This window comes from Salinibaculum sp. SYNS191 (assembly GCF_037338445.1).
Classification (GTDB): Archaea; Halobacteriota; Halobacteria; order Halobacteriales; family Haloarculaceae; genus Salinibaculum; species Salinibaculum marinum.
Genome location: NZ_CP147838.1, coordinates 2,108,917 through 2,129,326, shown reverse-complemented (window position 1 = coordinate 2,129,326; position 20,410 = coordinate 2,108,917). Strand labels below are relative to the sequence as shown.

The 20,410-nt window shown below is 58.9% G+C and carries 14 protein-coding genes and 1 pseudogene; 8 read left to right on the top strand and 7 right to left on the bottom strand.

Translation table 11 applies throughout. The features are described 5' to 3' along the window. The first annotated feature begins 42 nt into the window (after positions 1-42). The 5 genes and pseudogenes from WDJ57_RS11440 (at position 43) to WDJ57_RS11420 (ending at position 8,499) form a co-directional block, all read left to right on the top strand. The gene (locus WDJ57_RS11440) at positions 43-540 is read left to right on the top strand and encodes a DUF3592 domain-containing protein (protein ID WP_338900948.1); all 498 of its coding nucleotides are present in this window, start codon (positions 43-45) and stop codon (positions 538-540) included. A 168-nt stretch (positions 541-708) separates the two neighbouring features. After that, the gene (locus tag WDJ57_RS11435; protein WP_338900947.1) at positions 709-888 is read left to right on the top strand and encodes a DUF7317 family protein; all 180 of its coding nucleotides are present in this window, start codon (positions 709-711) and stop codon (positions 886-888) included. A gap of 26 nt (positions 889-914) precedes the next feature. Then, positions 915-1,205: a hypothetical protein gene (locus tag WDJ57_RS11430; protein WP_338900946.1), complete on the top strand. Its 291-nt coding sequence runs from the start codon at positions 915-917 to the stop codon at positions 1,203-1,205. Positions 1,206-1,481: 276 nt separating this feature from the next. Further along, the gene (locus tag WDJ57_RS11425) at positions 1,482-7,064 is read left to right on the top strand and encodes an LAGLIDADG family homing endonuclease (RefSeq protein ID WP_338900945.1); all 5,583 of its coding nucleotides are present in this window, start codon (positions 1,482-1,484) and stop codon (positions 7,062-7,064) included. A gap of 441 nt (positions 7,065-7,505) precedes the next feature. Further along, a pseudogene (locus tag WDJ57_RS11420) lies at positions 7,506-8,499 on the top strand (IS630 family transposase). Between the two features lie 14 nt (positions 8,500-8,513). Here WDJ57_RS11420 and WDJ57_RS11415 read toward each other — a convergent pair. Both WDJ57_RS11415 and WDJ57_RS11410 read right to left on the bottom strand, forming a co-directional pair. Next, the gene (locus tag WDJ57_RS11415) at positions 8,514-9,059 is read right to left on the bottom strand and encodes an IS630 family transposase (protein WP_338900944.1); all 546 of its coding nucleotides are present in this window, start codon (positions 9,057-9,059) and stop codon (positions 8,514-8,516) included. Continuing rightward, complete coding sequence (locus tag WDJ57_RS11410) at positions 9,016-9,573, bottom strand: IS630 family transposase (RefSeq protein WP_338900943.1); 558 nt, start codon at positions 9,571-9,573, stop codon at positions 9,016-9,018. Before WDJ57_RS11410 ends, WDJ57_RS11415 begins: the two co-directional genes overlap by 44 nt. A gap of 379 nt (positions 9,574-9,952) precedes the next feature. Here WDJ57_RS11410 and WDJ57_RS11405 point away from each other — a divergent pair, with 379 nt between their 5' ends. Genes WDJ57_RS11405 through WDJ57_RS11395 form a run of 3 tightly spaced genes read left to right on the top strand, consistent with a single transcriptional unit; the run spans position 9,953 to position 13,965 of the window. Further along, positions 9,953-11,716 carry an acetyl/propionyl/methylcrotonyl-CoA carboxylase subunit alpha gene (locus WDJ57_RS11405; RefSeq protein WP_338900942.1) on the top strand — a complete coding sequence of 588 codons (1,764 nt, stop codon included), beginning with the start codon at positions 9,953-9,955 and terminating at the stop codon, positions 11,714-11,716. A gap of 2 nt (positions 11,717-11,718) precedes the next feature. Then, entirely contained in the window at positions 11,719-13,440 is a 1,722-nt protein-coding gene (locus WDJ57_RS11400; RefSeq protein WP_338900941.1) for an acyl-CoA carboxylase subunit beta, read from the top strand. A 54-nt stretch (positions 13,441-13,494) separates the two neighbouring features. Then, the gene (locus WDJ57_RS11395; protein ID WP_338900940.1) at positions 13,495-13,965 is read left to right on the top strand and encodes a MaoC family dehydratase; all 471 of its coding nucleotides are present in this window, start codon (positions 13,495-13,497) and stop codon (positions 13,963-13,965) included. A gap of 12 nt (positions 13,966-13,977) precedes the next feature. Here WDJ57_RS11395 and WDJ57_RS11390 read toward each other — a convergent pair whose 3' ends face one another. From WDJ57_RS11390 to WDJ57_RS11370, 5 genes are all read right to left on the bottom strand, one after another. Then, a complete protein-coding gene (locus tag WDJ57_RS11390; RefSeq protein ID WP_338900939.1) occupies positions 13,978-15,585 on the bottom strand; it encodes an AMP-binding protein in 1,608 nt (535 codons plus the stop codon). Further along, on the bottom strand, positions 15,585-16,358 hold the full coding sequence (locus tag WDJ57_RS11385; RefSeq protein ID WP_338900938.1) for an IclR family transcriptional regulator: 774 nt from the start codon (positions 16,356-16,358) through the stop codon (positions 15,585-15,587). The genes WDJ57_RS11390 and WDJ57_RS11385 overlap by 1 nt, the downstream gene beginning before the upstream one ends. A gap of 361 nt (positions 16,359-16,719) precedes the next feature. Then, positions 16,720-18,657 (bottom strand): archaea-specific SMC-related protein, encoded by a 1,938-nt coding sequence (locus tag WDJ57_RS11380; RefSeq protein ID WP_338900937.1) that lies wholly within the window; start codon positions 18,655-18,657, stop codon positions 16,720-16,722. Positions 18,658-18,827: 170 nt separating this feature from the next. Next, positions 18,828-19,448 (bottom strand): rod-determining factor RdfA, encoded by a 621-nt coding sequence (rdfA, locus tag WDJ57_RS11375; protein WP_338906288.1) that lies wholly within the window; start codon positions 19,446-19,448, stop codon positions 18,828-18,830. A 106-nt stretch (positions 19,449-19,554) separates the two neighbouring features. Beyond that, positions 19,555-20,316, bottom strand: coding sequence for an IclR family transcriptional regulator (locus WDJ57_RS11370; protein ID WP_338900936.1), 762 nt, complete (start codon positions 20,314-20,316; stop codon positions 19,555-19,557). Between the last annotated feature and the right edge of the window lie 94 nt (positions 20,317-20,410).

Sequence of the window (20,410 nt, the reverse complement as noted above, 5' to 3'; positions counted from 1 at the left end):
GTCACGGGGATTGATAACCTCCCCGCGAGCGCTCACGAGACGATGCATCAACGAGTGAGAGGCGGTATCATCGCGCTCGTCCTCGGCGTCGCGTTCGTCGCCGGCGGCGTCTACTGGGCCGCGCCCCACGTGCTAGACACCATGAACAGCGAGCCGGTGGAGGCGGAAATCGTCTCGTCCAACTGGACGCGGTACGAAACCGGCGACGGGGCGTCCGGATACATCCTCGACGTCACCTACCGGTACAGCTACGACGGCCAACAGTACGAGGGTGACACCGTCTTCCCCGGTGACCGGAATCGGGTCTCGTCGGGGATTCGAGCGGGGGAAGTAATCAGGAACCACTCCCCGGGTGACCGGGCGACGGCCTACGTCGTCGCGGGCGACGGGACGGACTCCTACCTCGTCGAGTCCTCGATGCCGTGGTGGCACTACCTCGCTCCCGGCTTCGGTCTCCTGCTGGCCATCGCCGGGGTGGTCAACGTCCTCCAGGGCGTTCGCGGCGTCGATTCCACCGGTTCGAACGACGACGCTCGATAGCGGCCGGCATCCCGTTCGGAGACCCCGAATCTGGGTTGACGAAACTACAGCTTCACAGGAATATCGGGGGCGGTTGGACAATTTTTACGCCAAATCTGATTTGATTGTGGTACAAAGACCCACAGAATATTTAAATATGGATGTACCCTACTCCGGGTCGAGGAACGAATGTCATTCAGGTCATTGACGTCGACGTTGACGCTGTACCGGAGCGGGACGCTCACTCTCGACGAGGCGGCCGAACGGAGTGGCGTCTCACCCACCAAACTCGCGTCCGAACTTCGCACCCGGGGCATCCCCGTCCGTGAGACGGGCCGGACGGATTCGATGAACCGGTCGGGCACCTGACCGACGGCGATTTCCACTCCATCCACATGGCAGTGACACAACGCGAATCCCGTGCCGACGTTCCGTCCAAATCGACGCTGTTCTGTCCGGAGTGTGGACACCAGAGTCGATACGACGAGGACTGGCGCGTCGTCGAGACGGCCCGGACCGCCCGCTATCTCTGTCCCGAGTGCCGGACCGAGATAACCGTCCGGCCCACGTTCTCCCCCCGCGCCCGCCACGACACCCCTGCCGCCCCGCCCACGCTCTGGCGGGCCTGGAGCGAGAGCGTCCGCCTCTGGGTCGCACTGTGGTATCGGCCGGCGGCCTCGAACTAGTCCTCTCTCCCGTCTCCCGCGTCCAGTCTCCAACCCCTTCGTTTCGTCAGTCGCCGACTCGGAGTCTGGCGGTTCCGTCGCGGCCAGACTACTTTCACTCCGGGTCGGCACTCCGCTCTGCCGTCCGCTTCGGCGTCGGGCGACTGCCCACCCCGACCCACCCCTTCGTTTCGAGGGTGCGGTCGGCGTCGTCTCCCGGTTGCGCGCGCGCCGTATCACTTCCACCCCGATTTGCGAACCTTCTTGACCGAAGGGAATCTAAGCCATTGCCACCAGATGGCCCGCGCGGACGACACCGAACTCATCGACACGTTCGAGGAGTTCTACCGGAGCTACTACCGCAACGACATCGGGGAACTGGCACAGAAGTACCCGACCGAGCAGAAGTCGCTGTACGTCGACTGGCAGGACCTCTACCGCTTCGACCCCGACCTCGCCGACGACGTCCGCACGAAACCTCAACAGCTCACCGAGTACGCCGAGGAGGCCCTGCGCCTGTACGACCTCCCCGTCGACGTCTCGCTCGGCCAGGCCCACGTCCGCGTCCGGAACCTCCCCGAATCGACCGACATCCGCGCCATCCGCGCCGACCACCGCGGCTCGCTCATCTCCGTCAAGGGCATCGTCCGCAAGGCCACCGACGTCCGCCCGAAGATTACCAACGCCGCCTTCGAGTGCCAGCGCTGTGGCACGCTCACGCGCATCCCGCAGGTCGACGGCGACTTCCAGGAACCCCACGAGTGCCAGGGCTGTGAACGCCAGGGCCCCTTCCGCATCAACTTCGACCAGTCCGAGTTCATCGACGCCCAGAAACTCCGCGTCCAGGAGTCCCCCGAGGGCCTGCGCGGCGGCGAGACGCCCCAGAGCATCGACGTGAACATCGAAGACGACATCACCGGCGAGGTCACCGCCGGCGACCACGTCGAGGTGACGGGCGTCCTCAAACTCGACCAGCAGGGCAACGACCGCGAGAAGTCCGCGATGTTCGACGTCTACATGGACGGCCTCTCGGTCACCATCGAGGACGAACAGTTCGAGGACATGGACATCACCGACGAGGACAAGAAGGAGATCGTCGAACTCTCCAACGAGTCCGGCATCTACGAGAAGATGGTCGGCGCGATTGCGCCCTCCATCTACGGCTACGAGAAACAGAAGCTGGCGATGATTCTCCAGCTCTTCTCCGGCGTCACCAAACACCTCCCCGACGGGTCGCGGATTCGTGGCGACCTGCACATGCTTCTGATCGGTGACCCTGGTACGGGAAAGTCGGCCATGCTTCAGTATATCCGACAAATAGCCCCTCGCTCTGTCTACACCTCGGGCAAGGGTGCAAGTTCAGCTGGGTTGTGTGTGACTGGAGATACACTGATCCATACGGGAGAAGGTTTCCAAGAAATCAGCTCTCTGGTTGAACAGGAAATCCCCGAACCCGTTCAAACTGAGACGAACGCAAAAAAGCAGCACCAGCTATACACCTTTGACCGCGATGAGGGAAAAGCAACGGCCAAGCAGACATCACACGTCTGGCGAATGCCAGAAAAGCCGTGCCGTCGTATCGAGACCAGTCACGGGAAGGAACTAGAAGCCTCGGTGAACACTCCTGTTCTCGTCTGTGGTGAAGAAGGAATCGAGTGGAGGGAGATTGACGAAGTAATGCCGGGCGACTACGTTGCAGTTCCGAAATACGACGACATCTCTCAATCGACGGTTCCGGTTCGTGAATTCCTTGATTTAACCAGTGAGAAGGTAAAACTGACCGATGAATCCCTCTCGTTCATTCGCACCGAGCTTTCTGAGGAGTTCGGACATCTTCGCGCGGCAGCCGCCGAACTCGGTCTCTCGGAGGACTTTATCTATGATACACTCTCGAATCGATATGTTTCATTAGATAAACTCGATACTGTACTTGACGGCATCGGTGTCTCTCGAACGGCCGTTGATTTCCAGCGGGCGATGCTTCGTCATGGCGACGATATCGCGCTGCCAGAGACGTTCGACGAGGATCTGATGTACCTGCTTGGACTTGTCTTCGGCGACGGTGATATTTCACTGAATCGGCGCGGGGGCAATCGCGGACTTGTTCGTATTTCGAACAGCAATGAAGCACTTCTCGAACGTGCAATTGACATCTTTGCTCGGAAGTTCGACAAGCATGTCGAAATTGAGTATCAGGATGACAGAGTCCCCTCAATTCGAGTGAATAGTGCAACGATTGCGCGCCTGTTCGCCAACGCAGGAATGCAAACGCCAAAGGAAGACCTTTCTCTCGATGCAAAGCTGACGACATCGAAACACGCTGACGCATTTCTTCGGGGCTTGATGGACGCCGATGGTTCTGTCTCTGTTCGCACTAACGGTGGGTCGAGTATATTACTCTCAACCATCAGTGACGCGCTCGCTCGACAGGTACGTCTGATGCTCGAAACCTATGGTATTCGGGCACGGACTCGTGAGCGAGATCGTCGGGGCAAGTACGAATTGGACAATGGGCACGTGATCAATTCACAGCATATCCAACAGTTCATCGAACTATATGGCGCTAATATCGATCGATACGCCGAGCAGATTGGCTTTGAGGCCGAAGAAAAGCAGGAGGCGCTACAGTCGATCGTCGGCGAAACAAACCGACGTAAGGACAAAATCCCCGTCGGAAGCATTCTGGCGACTGCTGGTGAAGCGACCAATTCGTCACACATCGCTCTCAAACAGGGAGCTAATCCCGGTCGTGATAGGGTACGGACAATACTGACTAATGTCGACTTAGATGGAGCCGAACCACTTGTTCAAGAAGCTGTCGACGCCAATCTTCAATGGGATGAGGTCGTCGCAGCTGTCAATACCGGTGAAAAAGAGGTGTTTGACGTTACCGTCCCTGAGACTCACAACTTCTTTGCGAACGGTGTTGTAACTCACAATACCGCTGCGGCGGTACGCGATGACTTCGGCGACGGCCAGCAGTGGACGCTCGAAGCGGGTGCGCTCGTGCTCGCAGACAAGGGCATCGCCGCTGTCGACGAACTGGATAAGATGGAATGTGTGACGGGCGAGACGCTCGTCAACACAGGCGACGGTATCGTGCCCATTCGAGAGGTAGCGCTCAGTGCTGATGCAGACGGTGACGGAGAGCAGAAAGAGCGGGGTCGAATCCTGAGAGATATCGACGCAACCGTCTGGACGATGACCGACGACGGACAGTTGACGACACGCGATGTGACGGCGGTACACGAATACGAGGCCCCGTCTGCGCTTCGCGAGGTAACGCTCGAATCCGGGGAGTCAGTCACGGCGACCGCCGACCATCCATTCTTTGTTCTCGACGAGGGTCGCCGCGCCGAACGGCCGGCGGCCGACCTGGAGTCCGGCGACTGGGTCTATGTCCCCGATTCGATACCACAGCCCGCCTCCGACGGGGGTGCTGCCGTCACGACTCCCAGCGGTGCAGGCGACATCGCCTCACAGACGACGCCTGCTCTCGGGGCGCTCATGGGGTACGTCGCCGGCGACGGGAACGTATACTACAACCGCGACGAGGGGAGCTACGGCATCCGGTTCATAAACTCGGAGGAAGAACTGCTCGCCGACTTCGAGCGCGCGTGTCGTGAGGCCTTCGACGCCACGCCGGTTCGCCACCCGAGCGAGCAGCGCGCTGATGGCGTCGAGACAGTCCGACTCCACGGGAAGCGATACGTCGACGAGTTGCTGGCCGCCGGACTCAATCTCGAAACGTACGAGGGCAAGCGCGCTCCGGCCGCGGTGTTGCAAGGCGACGCCGACGTGAAAGCGGCGTTCCTTCGGGCGCTTGCTGACGCCGAAGGCAACGTCGACGACCGGAACGTGACCATCTACTCGGCGAGTTACGAACTCCTGCTGGGTGCGAAGATGCTCCTCTCGGAATTCGGCGTGACCAGCCAGATACAACACCGAGAACGCGACGAGGGTCGCGACCTCTACATCCTCGCAATCACGGCGGCAGATTCGCTCGCGGCGTTCAACCGACACGTTGGATTCACGCTGGCGCGGAAACAGGAGGCGCTCGATGCCGTCTGCGACCGTGTCTCCGGAGACCGGACGATTCTCGACGTGCTTCCTGAGTGTGGTCACCTGTTCGCGGAGGCACGAGACTCGCTCCGACTACATCAGTCGGAGTGTGGCCTCACTGATGCAACCTACTGTAACTTCGAGAACGGCGACGCCAACTTCTCGCTCTCGAAGGCCGAGCGCGTCCTCGACCGCTTCGAGGAGCGCCGCGACCGGGCTGTGACCGACCACGAAACCCTCTCCACGCCCTGTTCGTGGGACACGCTGTCGACGCTGAAAGAGCGCTACCACGTTTCGCAGAGCGAGATTGCCCAGGGGAGCGATTACTCCCAGCAACGCGTATCGAGGGCGTGGGGAAGCGACGACACGCTTCGGACAGTCGTTCGGCAGACGCTTCGAACGATTACCAGCGCGGCGGCCGAGACAGACCTCGACCGACTCCGCGACCTCGTCCGCGGTGACGTGAAGTGGCGGCGAGTAGACTCCGTCGACAGCGTCGACCCGTCGGTCGGCGACGACCGCCTCGCTGTGCTCCGTCACCGTCTCGCCGACATTCTCGGTACCGACGAAGACGATGCGTACTCCCGTGCGACCGACCTCCTCGCGGTGGAACCGAGTGCCGACTCGTGGGACTCGCTCCGGGCCGAACTCGACCGTCACGGCCTCTCATTCCAGGATATCGCGGCCCGGATGGACGTGGACGGGTCGACCGTCTCGCGCTGGTTCCACGGCGTCGTCGACGGCGAGTCGTTCGAGACTGTCCGTGACGTCACGTTCAGCCTTATCGAGAACGAGCGCGACCGCATCCGGACGCTCGTCGCCGAACTCGACGACCGCCGCGAGCCGAAGGTCTACGACCTCACGGTCGACGGGACGCACAATTTCCTCGCGAACGGGATGGTCGTCCACAACTCCGACGACCGCTCTGCCATGCACGAAGCATTAGAGCAGCAGTCGATTTCGGTTTCCAAGGCCGGCATCAACGCCACACTCAAATCGAGATGCTCGCTTCTGGGCGCTGCAAACCCCAAATACGGCCGCTTCGACCAGTACGAACCTATTGGGGAGCAGATAAATCTTGAGCCGGCGCTCATCTCGCGGTTCGACCTCATCTTCACGGTCACCGACCAGCCCGACGAGGAGGAGGACGCCAACCTCGCAGAGCACATCATCCAGACGAACTACGCGGGCGAACTCCACACCCACCGCACCGAGACGAGCACGTCGAATTTCACCGAGGAGGAGGTCGAGACTGTCACCGAGGAGGTCGCGCCGACTATCGAACCCGACCTCCTGCGGAAGTACATCGCCTACGCGAAGCGCAACTGCTTCCCGACGATGACCGAGGAGGCAAAATCCGAGATTCAGGACTTCTACGTCAACCTCCGGGCGCGGGGGTCCGACGAGGACGCGGCGGTGCCGGTCACGGCCCGGAAACTGGAGGCGCTGGTGCGTCTGGCAGAGGCCAGCGCGCGCATCCGTCTGTCCGACACCGTCGAGCAGGAGGACGCCTCCCGCGCCGTCGACATCGTGCGGTATTGCCTGGAGGACATCGGGATGGACCCCGAGACCGGCGAGTTCGACGCGGACATGGTCGAGACGGGCACCTCGAAGAGCCAGCGCGACCGCATCAAGGACCTGCTATCGCTGATTCAGGACATCGAGGAGGAGTACGACGAGGGCGCGCCCGTCGACGTCATCATCGAACGCGCCGAGGAGGCGGGGATGGAGTCCTCGAAGGCAGAACACGAAATCGAACAGCTCAAACAGAAGGGCGAGGTCTACGAACCCAAGACCGACCACCTCCGCACGACTTGAGGAAGAGGCCTCCGCGCTACCGCTTCAACAAAATGGTGTACCACAATTTCTCAACCCACAGTATATTATTATAAACTATCAGATTTTACCATTCATAAGATTTTTTAATTTGTTGGCCTGTCCGAAACATATGTATTACGGTGGTCTTCCAATAGTGATTGTGCAGTCATGTTGTATGCTCTACAAAGTAAGTGACATGTTCGGAGAATTATTATTTAAAAATCAAATATAATTGGTAATAGATGCGGTAATTTACCGACATCCTGTCGTAGTGGAACACGGGCGCTCTCATCGAGATAACGCGGTGGGTCTGTCGACAAGAAATTCACAGGGGAGACAGGTCACTCAGCATGGAAATCATGGAAGTGAACATACAACGTTGAACATGAGGTGCTGTAGTAGCCGTTAGAACTTTTTACTCGGAGACTGTTACAATAGATGGTGAATCATCTCGACGAGATCTCCGTCGAGGAGTTACAAGACGCCCTCGACAACGTAGATAATAAGAGGCCGACACAGCGGCTCTTAGCCGCAATTGCGTACAAAAACGGTGTTTCGCAAACGGAGTTAGCCGAGTGGCACGATGTTCAGCGGCGAACAATCTACAGCTGGCTCAATCGACTCGACACGGACGGGTCGCTTGAGCAGGCCGTGTCTGATGATAAAAGAACCGGAAGAAAATGTAAAATATCAGAAATACAGAAAAAGAAATTTGAAGAAACCGTTCACGAACCTCCCACCGAGGTCGGTATCGACGCGCCGGCGTGGACGCCGGCGCTTGCCCAAGACTTTCTCGAAGAAACGTACGGCGTCAAGTATTCAATCCCGAGTTGTCGGCGGTTGCTGAAAGAAGCGGGACTGAGCTATCAGAAACCGCGCCGTTCAGCCGCCGAAGCCGATGAAGGCGAGCAAGAAGAGCTCCACGATAACCTCAAAAAAAGCGGCGGGAGATGGACGCCACCGTAGTCTGTATCGACCAAACCAAGACATCCGCGCAAGTTGAGCTGCGTGCCGCGTTGTTTCCGCGCGGTATCGGCCCTCTGTCGACCTCTTTGGCCAACGCGACTGGACGTGTCTGCTGGGCGCGACCACCGAGAACGGTGATTGCTTTTCTCCCGATTCACCGAGTACGTTAGTGCCGTGTGCGCAAAACATTTCATTTTAGTATTATGCAAAGAATTCGAGTATGATTTTGATTATCGTTCTAGATGTAGCGCCATATTTCCAGGCATCGGTCGTCACGGACCTAGCGGCCCGTGACGACCTCACCTTCTTGCCGTTACCGTCGTATTCGCCGGAGCTGAATCCTGTTGAGGAGTACTGGAGACACCTTCAAGCGTCTCTTAGCAACCGCTTCTTTGTCTCTTCGACGAGCTGACAACAGCGATTGATACAGCTCTCGACTGTCTCTCCGAAAGTGAGTAACTATTTCTGAGTTTACTAGAGTGATCACTGTAACCTCTGAATATTGTTGGGAAGAAACGTCTCGATCCAGTCAACAGCGAAGCTGAGCTTGTGACTCAGCCGAAGGAACGTCTCGGTGACGAACTCTCTAAAGTGGTCTTTCCCCTCAAAGATGGTTGGTGAAATCTCGCGCTTGAGGTCTTTCCAGAGCGGTTCGATCGCGTTCAGCGTCGGCGAATACGGTGGGAGGAAGACGAACTCGATGCCGAGTTCGTCGGCCCGTTGTTGGGTGAGGTTCGCGTGATGCGAGCCATAGTTGTCGGCCACGAGCAGAATCCAGCCCCGCGGATTCTGCTCGCGGATCTCCTCGAGTGCCTCAACGATCGTTTCTTTGACTAACCGCTCTTTGTACGTGATCACGCTCTTGCCAGTCAATGCGTAGAAGCCAATCGACCGCCACGGCACCGCGACTAACGGTTTCTCTATCTGGACGGTCCGATCGTACGACCACATCCGCTGGGAGTTCTCGAACGGTTGGGGCCACGCTTCATCGAAAAAATCCCAGCACGACAGGGTCTTCCTCGTCTTCATCTGTGTCTTCGCCGAGCGCCTGGCCGAGGCGCTCGGCGAGAATCTCCTCAGCGTCGGCAGGATGTCGCGGGTCCATCGGTCGTGGTTTCGCGTAGTGCATCCCCGACGCACGCAGTTTCCGAGCGAGATGTGACGGGTGGTAGGTAACGCCGTAGCGGTCTTCGATGAGTGCGTGAATCTCGCGTGGCGTCCACGGTTGGCCGTCTTCGAGGAGTGTGCAAATCTCGTCCCACTGTGCTGGGGTGGGTTTCGGCGGCCGACCGCCGCCGAAGCGTGGGCGTAAGCCCTCGACCCCGTCTTGATTCCACGCGCGTGCCCAGCGACTACTCGTCGGCTGGGAGACGCCAACAGCTGCACCAGCCTGCTGTTGGGTCTTGCCCTCATAGAGATTCTTCACGAAGCAGAGTCGCCGGACGAGACGCGTCTCGTCCGCCTTCTGAGCCACATCAATGGCGTCGTCCAATTCTTCGTTCGAGAGATGCTCAACGACCGTGAACCGACGTGATGCGTTCATCACAGAGAATAGGCTGTCTGAATATTCAGCTATTGCGCTAATCACTCTAGTAAACTCGTACCTCGGGCGTCAACTGGCACCAATTGCTGGATGTTGTGGCACCTCGCTTCGTGGGGAGTAAGTCCACTGCTTAGAGGGAACTGTCGCCAGTTTGGTTTTAGGCAACACAAACTACAAATAGATTCGGAGAGGCGTATTGCACGAGGAACAATAGCATGCATTCCGACGTGGGTTCTACCCAGCCCGACGAGTCACCAGACCGTTCTCGGAGCGGTTGGAGCAACGGTTCAGTTGGCCGTCGAGCTGGGAGCGAGACGAGTGTACCGAGCGCCAGTCAGTGGGGCATTGCCCCCGATGACGGAAAGGGGTCGACGTAGCCATGTTCGAGAAGCTACTCGTCGCCAACCGTGGCGAAATCGCTGTCCGCATTATGATCGCGTGCGAGGAGTTGGGTATCGACACCGTCGCTATTTACAGCGACGCAGACAGAAACAGCGGCCACGTCGATTACGCCGACGAGGCGTATAATGTCGGGCCGGCACCGGCCAGCGACTCCTATCTCGACCAAGCGACAATTATCGACGTTGCGCAGCGGGCGGATGCCGACGCAATCCATCCTGGCTACGGTTTCCTCGCGGAAAACGCCGAGTTCGCGCGCCGCGTCAGGGGTACGGATGGCATCACGTGGGTCGGTCCGCCGAGTGATGCGATGGAACAACTGGGTGAGAAGACGAAGGCCCGGTCTATTATGCAGGAGGCAGACGTTCCAGTCGTTCCCGGCACCACCAACCCGGTTGAGAGTGCCGAGGAAATCCGAGACCTCGGTGCAGAATATGGATATCCCCTCGCTATCAAGGCCGAAGGCGGCGGTGGCGGGCGGGGGATGAAAATCGTTCACAACGACTCAGCGGTGGAAAAAGCCTTCGAGAGCGCCCAGCGTGAGGGTGAGGCGTACTTCGGCAACGATTCAGTGTACGTCGAAAAGTACCTCGAAGCGCCGAAGCATATCGAGGTCCAGGTGCTCGCAGATCACCACGGCAACGTCCGGCATCTCGGGGAACGGGAGTGTTCACTCCAGCGTCGCCACCAGAAGGTCATCGAGGAAGCACCGAGTCCGGCCCTCTCCGACGACCTCCGGGCAGACATCGGTGAGGCGGCCCGTCGCGGCGTCCGTGCGGCCGACTACACCAACGCTGGCACCGTGGAGTTTCTCGTCGAAGACGGCGAATTCTACTTCATGGAGGTCAACACGCGGATTCAAGTCGAACACACCGTCAGCGAGGAAGTAACCGGTATCGACATCGTCCGCTGGCAGATTCTCGTCGCCGCCGACGAAGAGTTGACGTTCGACCAGGAGGACGTCGACATTGAGGGTCACGCCATCGAGTACCGCATCAACGCCGAGAATCCAGCCAACGACTTCGCACCGACGCCGGGATACTTGGAGACGTACGACCCGCCCAGTAGCATCGGCATCCGTCTTGACCACGCAGTCAATCAGGGGGATACAATCGCCGGCGACTACGACTCAATGATAGCCAAACTCATCGTCCGCGCAGACGACCGAGAGCGCTGTCTCGCGCGGTCAAGGCGCGCACTCGAACACTTCACTGTCTCGGGCGTCAACACGACGATTCCCTTCCACCTTCTAATGCTCAACGACGATGTTTTTGTGGCTGGTGACCACACGACGAAATATATTGACGAAGATGTCGAGGAAGCCGACATTGCGGACGCTGTCGACCGCTGGGGCGGTGACTCTTCGGCCCGCGCGGGCGGCGATGCGACGACACAAGAACTGACGGTCGAAGTTGACGGCAGGAAGTTCGACGTAGTCGTCGAAGACGGGTTGCCGCATGCACAGACGGGTGGGCAGGTCGACGCGAGCGGCGGTGGCGGTAGCGACGGCGGCGGCAGTCACCAGACGGCGGCGGGTGTCGTCACAGCCGAGATGCAGGGGACTATTCTCTCGGTCGAAGTAGCCGAGGGCGACGAGGTCGCCCAAGGGGATGTTGTCTGCGTGCTGGAAGCGATGAAGATGGAAAACGACGTAGTCGCCTCCACGAGTGGGACGGTTGCCAGCGTCCCCATCTCCGAAGACGACTCCGTTGACATGGGCGACACACTCGTCACTCTCGAATAACAATGAATGTCTCAGTTTCAGACGACACGACAGACGCACAGGCACAAGCAATCGCGCAGGCGCTCGCTTCGCAGTTCCAAGACGAGGTAACCGTGACGAACAAAAGCGGCAGCGAGTTGGCCACTGCGGCCTACGAACAGGCAGACGAGAGTGGGACCGCGGCTCAACAGCCCGAGGAGGCGCTCGGCCCGACCGAGCGCGAGGAGAACCTGCGCGCGGAAATCGAAAAGATTCTCGAAGGCGGTCCGGAGAAGTACAAAGAGCAGTTACCCGAGCAAGGGAAGCTGTTCGTCCGTGACCGCATTGACCTCTGGTTCGGGGACGATTTCCTCTTTGAGGACGGCAAATTCGCGGAGTTCGACGCCGACGACAAACTGCCGGCAGACGGCATGATTACCGGTGCGGCCAAGTTCGAAGACCGGTCGGTCCACTTCATGTCCAACGACTATACAGTCAAGCGTGGGAGTATGGCCGCCAAGGGGGTCGAGAAGTTCCTCCGGATGCAACAGCGCGCGCTCAAAACGGGCCAACCGGTGCTCTATCTGATGGACTCCTCGGGCGGCCGTATCGACCAACAGACCGGCTTCTTCGCCAACCGCGAGGGCATCGGGAAGTACTACTACAACCACTCACTACTCTCCGGGCGTGTCCCGCAGATCTGTGTCCTCTACGGCCCGAGCATCGCAGGGGCGGCATACACCCCCGTCTTCGCGGATTTCACCATCATGGTCCGTGGGATGAGCGCGATGGCAATCGCCAGCCCGCGGATGGTCCAGATGGTAACCGGCGAGGACATCGACCTACAGGAGTTGGGTGGTCCGGACATCCACGCGAAATACTCGGGAAGCGCCGACCTCGTGGCCGACGACGAAGAACACGCCCGCGAGATCGTCGCCCAACTCGTCTCCTATCTTCCGGACAACAGCGACGAGAAACCACCCAAAACCACGGGGACGGCTCCCGCGCGCTCGCCCGACGGTATCGACGGCGTCATCCCCCAAGAGCCAAATCGGGGTTACAACATGACCGACGTCATCGAGCGCGTCGTTGACGCCGACTCGTGGTTCGAACTCCAGCCCGAATACGGCAAGGAGATTCTCACCGGCTTCGCCCGCATCGACGGCAGACCGGTGGGTGTCGTCGCCAACCAACCCGCCCAGCGGGCTGGCGCTATCTTCCCGGACGCCGCAGAGAAAGCGGCGCAGTTTGTCTGGAAATGCGATGCCTACAACGTTCCCCTTCTGTACCTCGCGGACACGCCGGGTTTCATGGCCGGCTCTTCCGTGGAAAAAGAGGGCATCCTCGAACAGGGCAAGCGGATGATTTACGCCACGTCCGAAGCGACGGTGCCCAAACAGTGTGTGGTCGTTCGGAAGGCCTACGGCGCGGGCATCTACGCGATGAGCGGCCCGGCCTACGACCCCGAGTCGACTATCGGCCTCCCGAGCGGCGAGATTGCGATTATGGGGCCCGAAGCCGCCATCAACGCCGTCTACGCACGAAAACTCAACGAAATCGAAGATGAGGAAGAGCGCAAGCAGAAAGAGCAGGAACTCCGCGAGGAGTACCGCGAAGACATTGACGTGCGCCGGATGGCGAGCGAAGTCGTCATTGACGACATCGTCCCGCCCAGCGACCTTCGGCGGGAACTCCAAGCACGTTTCGCCTTCTATGAGGACGTTGAGAAGGACCGCCCGGAAAAGAAACACGGCACCATCCTCTGAGCGCTGTATCGACCTACAACCACACGCGTTACAACCACCAATCCACCACAACCTATGACAGGACTGTATTACGAGGAGTTCGAGGTCGGTGAGACCATCGAGCACGAGAAGCGCCGGACGATTAGCGAGTCGGACAATCAACAGTTTTGCGATATGACGATGAATCAGCAGCCGTTGCATCTCGACGTAGAGTTCGTCGAGGGGACGGACTTTGGCGAGCGGTTGGTTAACGGGCTGTATACGATGAGTCTGGCAGTCGGTCTGTCAATTCCAGATACGACCGACGGCACTATCGTCGCCAACCTCTCCTACGACAACGTGGAACATCCGGAGCCGGTATTTCATGGGGATACGATTCGGGTGCGGTCGATGGTGTCGGACAAACGGGAGACGAGCGACGGCGAGCGCGGCATCGTGACGATGCACGTGGAAGTGTTCAAGGTCAACGACCCGGACGAACCGGTCGTTTGTGAGTTCGACCGCACCGCCCTCTCGCTGAAACGCGCTAACCAATCCTCAGAGTGACTGTGCACCCTCTCAGCGACTGAGTTCGTAGCCACTCTCGCGGTCCCACGCCGTCGACACGGGTTGCTCTTCGAGGGTCTTCTTCTGGACGCTTCCCGAGGGCCCACGAGGTAACTCCTCGCGGACCTCGATGTATCGCGGCACTTTGAGGTATGGCAACTGCCGCTCACAGTGCCGGCAGATATCCACTGGGTTGACCGTGGCGTCGGTTTCGGGCACGACGACGGCTTTGATTTCTTCCCCGCCGCGCGTGCCCTCGACGCCGACGACGGCAGACCGTGCGACGGCCGGTTGTCTGTCGATGACGCTCTCTATCTCCAGTGCCGAGATACGGCCGGCGATGCGGCCACGATAGATGGAGTTGTCCTCGCTGGCGACGAAGTGGAGATAGCCGTCGTCGTCCATGTAGCCGATATCACCGGTGTGAATCCACTGATTCCGACAGACTTCCATAGCTGCCTCCGGGTCGTTGGCGTAGCCTTGCATCATCGTGTTCGGTCGGGTCGGCCGAATGACTATTTCCCCGGATTCACCGGTCGGAACGGGTCGGTCGGCGTCGTCGACGATTGCTACCTCGACGTAGGAGCCGGGCTTCCCCGCACTCCCGATTTTCTGTTCTTCCGGTGTGTTGTACGTCGCTACGGTCGCGGTTTGGGTCACGCCGTACCCCTCGAGCACCGTGAGGTCGAATTGTGTCTCGACGGTCTCGATGAGAGCTTTGTCGGTGCCGAAACCGAAGCCGTGGCCGATGGCCATCTCGACGGGATTGTCCTCGCCGTCGCTCGCGGCTTGGTTAGAGAGCACCGACAGCATCCGTCCGAGATAGAGGAGGATCGTCGCGTCGTGCGTTCGGACTCGGTCCCAGAACACGTCCGGGTCGAACGGATCTCCGACGACGAACTCCGAACCCGCCAAGAGCGCGCCCATGATGCCGAGTTGGAACGTGAATACGCTGTACAGTGGCAGTGTGGTGAACAAACGGTCGTCCTCGGAGAAGCCAAAGAGATTCTCACAGGCCTCCCAGCCCGTGTTGACGTAAGAGTAGTGAGGCAGCATCACACCCGTCGGCTGTTCGGCGGCGTGGCGTTGGACGTAGATGACTGCGAGCGTGTCAGTTTCTGCGACAGCCCGATTCGGCGCTGTCGTGGTGTCACCGTCAAGCAGTGTACCGAAGTCACGATACGGGTGATCGGCGGTCTCCGCGCCGAGGATGTATTCGGTTCTGCCGTCCGAGAGGTCGGTTCTGACTGCCTCGTACTCCGCCCGGGTCTTCGAATCAACCACGACCGTGTCCGCATCCGCATTCGAGAGGACGTATCTCAGAGTGTCGCCGGTAAAGCGGGTGTCGATCGGGACGACGATGGCACCGATTTTGGCGAGGGCAAGGTAGGTTGCGACGTATTCGAGTGAGTTGTAGAGATAGAGACAGACGTGGTCGCCGCTGTCGATGCCCTGCGAGACGAGGCTGTTGGCGATAGCGTTTCCATCTCGGTTAAGTCCGGTGTAGGTCAGCGTCTCGTCCGTGTCGTGGAGAAACGGCTGGTCTCCCCGAGTCGTGACCTGTTGTTCGAGTGCATCCTGTACGGTCCGCGTCTCATCGGGCGGTGCCATCTCACTCATCACTCGCTCACCCCCTCGGCGGCTCGTTGGATGTCCCCGGCAGCGCCCTGTAGTACCGACTGGATGTCGCGTTGCTGGCGCATCTCGCTGAAGTCGTGTGAGTAGCCGAAGACGCCGAGAGCGTGTGTGTGGCCAGCGGCTCCCTCGAAGGCAACGCCGACTGACTGGATGCCCAATGCCGCCTCCCCGTCGCTGACAGCGTATCCCTGCTGGCGGATCGTTTCCAGTTCGCTTAGCAACGTCTCGGCGTCTATAATCGTTTTTTCTGTGTGTGTGGGGAGTCCGTGATAGTCGAGCACATCCGAGACATACGACGCCGGGAGTTGCGCGAGAATCGCTTTCCCGGGTGCGTGCGTGTGGAGGAACGACCGCTTTCCGATACGGCCATAAATCTCTCGCGTGTTCGCCGTCAGTCCGCGCCGGTTGACGAAGATGCCACGGCCGAACTCCTCGACGATCCACCAGGTCGGCTGTGAGAGTTCCGCGGCTACCTCCTCGAGTACGGGCGTGACCACTTCACGTAGCGTGAGGCTGTTTCTCGCGGCCATTCCGTGGGTCAAAAATCGAAGTCCCAGCCGATAGGTCCCCTCGTCGTCGACGACGTAGCCGAGCGATTTTAGCGTCCGGAGATAGTTGTGGACCGTACTTTTTGCGAGGTCCAACTCTTCGGCCAGTTCGCTCATCGTTACACCCTCCCGGTCCTGCATGATTGTGATCAGTCGGAACGCGGTTCGGACCGACTTCACCTGCCGGGAGGGGGCTTCCGATATCATAGCCGTGATTGGACAAGCGTATCTTTATACTTTATTGTTCTATTGTGTATTAGTCAATACCAACCGTCGGACTTTGGCACAAACTGTTCGGTAATTGTAGACGATTCTAACTTCCAACCAAGGTTCGCTCTCCTTCTGAGGTGGTGGCGTGGGGGGTTCCCTACCGGTCCGGAGGGCTGAATCGACGGGAAATCACGTGCCAATCGCCGTTCTGACGCCTATTATCTCGTGTGTCGGGTTGTCTCGCTATTCCTTCGATATCGACTACCGACGCCGAGATTGTTCACTATGTGTGGACTAGAATTTTGAAGTCCCTGTAGGACATTGTCGTATTGCTAGATCTGCCGAGGAATGTCCGTCGTTAAATCTCCGTGATACGAGCGTACTCGTCGGACAGCGCCTGTGCGTCTTCCGGCAGGAGGGCGATGAACAGGTAGTTGCTGAACTCGCGGAGGTAGTCCACAAGCGCGGAGAGACGTTCGGCGTCGATAGCTTCGAGCGAGTCGAGTAACATGAACGGCACCTGTTCGTGGACGTCGTGTGCGAGATAGCCGGCCAGCGCAAAGACGAGTCCGGTCACTTCACGCTCGCTCTCAGAGAGGTGGTTGACGGTGTCCTCGTAGGCGGCACCGGAGTCGGTGGTTCGGACGACGTGGAGTTCGAAGACGGTTTCTTGAACCTTCCGCCGTCCGTCTCGCGTCTCGTGTTCGGCCCGTTCCAGCCAGACGCGGCCGAGGTTATCGTACTCCAATATTTCGAGGACGTTGTCCATGTGTTCGTTGAACGTCTTGATGGTCTCCTCCTCGATGCGTTCGATGCGGGTCCGGAGGTCGGCAATCTCCGCCCGGACGTCGTCGAGTTCGTCCGCTAACTTCTCCCGTTCGTCGAGTCGGTCCTCTATCGAGGCAATCTTCTCGTTCACGCGGTCGAGGTCGTTCTCCAGGACCCCGAGTTCGTACTCCAACTGGTTCGCCTCTTTGTGCAAATCGAGCACCGTGCTGTGGTCCTCGTCTTCGAGCTCCTCGACTTCGGCTTCGATTTCCTCGACCTTGTCGGTGAGTTCTTCTCGCTCCTCCTGTAGACGCTCGATGGTCTCTTCGGTCTGGTCGATTTCCCGCTCTATCTCACTGCGGCGACGGTCGAGGTTGTCACGCTTTCGTTGGGTCTGTTCGAGTTCGCTCCGCTCGGCCTGCAACTCGTCGATTTCCCCTTCGATGTCGTTCAGTTTACTGACCTCCGACTGGCTGCGCTCGCGCAACTGGTCGATGGTCGCCTCGATTTGGTCGGCTTCGACTTCGCTTCCACACGTCCAGCAGGCCACAGTGTCGTCTTCGAGGAGTTGGTCGGTCAGTTCGGCGTCGTTATTGTCGGGTTCGAACGCGGCCAGTTCGCTCTCGTCGAGCATCTCCTCGTTGAATTTGATTACGTTCTGCAGTTCGTTGATCTCGGCTTCGATGCGTTGTTTCCGTTGGCGGAGCGTGTCGAGTTGTGCGTCGATGTCGGCGATGGCACCGGCGGGCGTCTCCGACAACTCGTCGAGCGCCTCGCTGATCTCCGTTCGTTCCTGTTTGAGCTGTTCGAGACTCTCCCGTTCCGTGTCGAGGTCGTAGCGCACGTCGTCGATGTCCGAGCGCTTCGACCGGAGTTCTTCGAGTTTTGTCTCGAGTTCGTCTTTCACCTGCCGTTTCTCTTGGACGTTCGTATCGACGGCTTCGAGTTCTGCCTCCTTCTCTTCGAGTTCTGTCTTCTTTTCCTTGACTTGGTCTTCGAGACCCTGTCGCTGTTCTTCGAGGTCGGAGAGGTTTCGCTTCTGCTCGTCTATCTCCTCTATCTCCCGTTTGAGTTCGCTTCGCTTCGTGACTAACCGGTCGATTTCCGCCTGAATCTCGTCGGTATCCACCGGTTCCATGATGAGTTCTCGGAGGTTGTCACCCCGAGCGACGGCCTGACGTGCCTTGTTAGATTCCAGCAGAAACGCAAACAGTTCCGCCAGCTCCGGGTCTTCAGCGTACGGTTGTCCCTCGGCGATAACCGCCCCCGACTGCTTAGTCAGGTTTCGCTCATAGGTGTCGTCCCCGAGTTGCAGTTCGATGTGGGCCTCGTCCGCGTCGCCTTTGATGCTCACGTCGTCGCTTCCGACCGCCGCCATAACCGACTGCAGAAACGAGGTTCGATTGGTCGCATTCCGCCCTTCGAGAATCGTCACGCCCGGTTCGAACTCGACCGTGGCCTGCTTGATACCGCCGATATTTTCGACGGTGAGTTGCCCGCGCGAATTTTCCGTCAGTTTTAGCGCCATTGTTTTTCAAAACGGCGATGTAATACATAAGTCTTGATAACCCCACTAATCTTCGCACCGTCTGTCGTATTTGGCGAGTTCGACGACCTCGTCACACCAACTATAACAATCGTATGGATGTTATGGCAATCTCGCTCAAGATATAACAGCAGTACAGTTGTTATACTTAGCTAGCCGCAGTCGCAGCCGCCACGGCGAAGGAGTTCGCCAACGGCGTACTGGCTGCCGCAGGTTTCACAGAGGACACGGATATCGACAGTGGTCGTAGGTTCGTCAACCGTGAGGTCGCCACGCTCTCGAAGCTGTTCGATTTTGCTCTCGGTCACCGTCGCCGTTTTCGCCTGCAACCGTTGGAGGCTTTCGGTGTGGCGCTCGACTGGGTCGGTGTCGTCGCTCGGTGTATCGGCATTCCGATTACGTTTTAGATACGTTCGAATGGCTTGATAGCTCACAAAGTCATCGAGGAGCATCTCCAATTCGACGCCGTTGCGTTCGAGGCGGCGACGCACTCTGGTCCGTTCTGCGGTGCTGACATCGTCGTCCGCCAACAGCCGATAGAGGTTCTCGACTTCTCCATCGAGGGGCCGATCGTCCGCATCAGCGAGACTCTCGGCCAGCAATTTTTGGTTGAAAAACGCCGCGAGGTCGCGCAGACTCATCCGGTCGTCCTCTGCCGTCCAGCGGCGCTCGAGTTCCGGACCGAGACCCTCCAACCCGTACTCGTCGATGAGACGAGCGACCTTTACTTGTCGCTGCGACCTCGCCCCATCTTCTTGGTTGTTTGTGTCCATATCTCGCGTTGGTTCTGACAATTGAATAATTCTTCCCTTCGCTTCTCGGGGTGGCCAACTTTGCCGTTCCAGCACCCTCTCTGTCAATCCCGGGGCAGTGCTCGGCTTAGGCGTGTTTGATGTTCAGTTCCAACTCGTTCGCTGCCCCGAGGAGGAGGTCCGGTAGCTCCTGTTCGAAAAGGTCCCCTTTCAGTCGGTGGGTCGGTCCCGCGATACTCAACGCACCGAAGACGCCGCCGGCCGGCGACTTGACCGCGACACCGACAGCGCGGATGCCTTCGGAGTTTTCCTGTCTGTTGTAACTGTAGCCTCGCTCCCGTATCTGCTCTATCTCCTCGAAGAGTTTGTCGCGGTCGGTGATACTGTGTTCCGTCCCTCTTTCCAGACCGTAGCGCTCACAGATGTCGTGGATTTTTTCGTCGGGATACTCCGCCAGCATCGCCTTACCCGCCGACGCTCTGTGGACCGGGATACAGTCGCCAATGCTCCGGTGGAGATGCACCGCGTGGCGGCCGGTCTCCTGGTGGAGGTAGTAGACGTTCCCGTACTCTTCGACCATGAACTGCGCTCGTTCGTCGGTCTCGTCGGCCAACTCTTCGACTTTCTTCTGTGCGAGGTCGTAGCCCGTCTTTCTCGTTCGCACCTGATCCCCGAATCCCAACAACCTCAATCCGATATGGTATGTGTCGTTTTCCTTCACTACGTACTCGTCTTCTTCTAGCGTCTGCAGATGTCTGAACACCGTGCTTTTCGTGATGCTGGTTTCGTTTGCGATTTCGGTGATTCCGGCCCCGTTCCGCTCCCGAATCGTTTCGAGAATGCGAAACGACGTGTGAACCGCCTTCACTTTACCTTGGCCTGTTTCCATGTACCGTGTTATGAGACTTCCTCACATAATCGTTTCGCCTGTCGAAACGACTGTTTCGATCCAACCGACACGTTCCTCGATCTGTTCTCCTTCG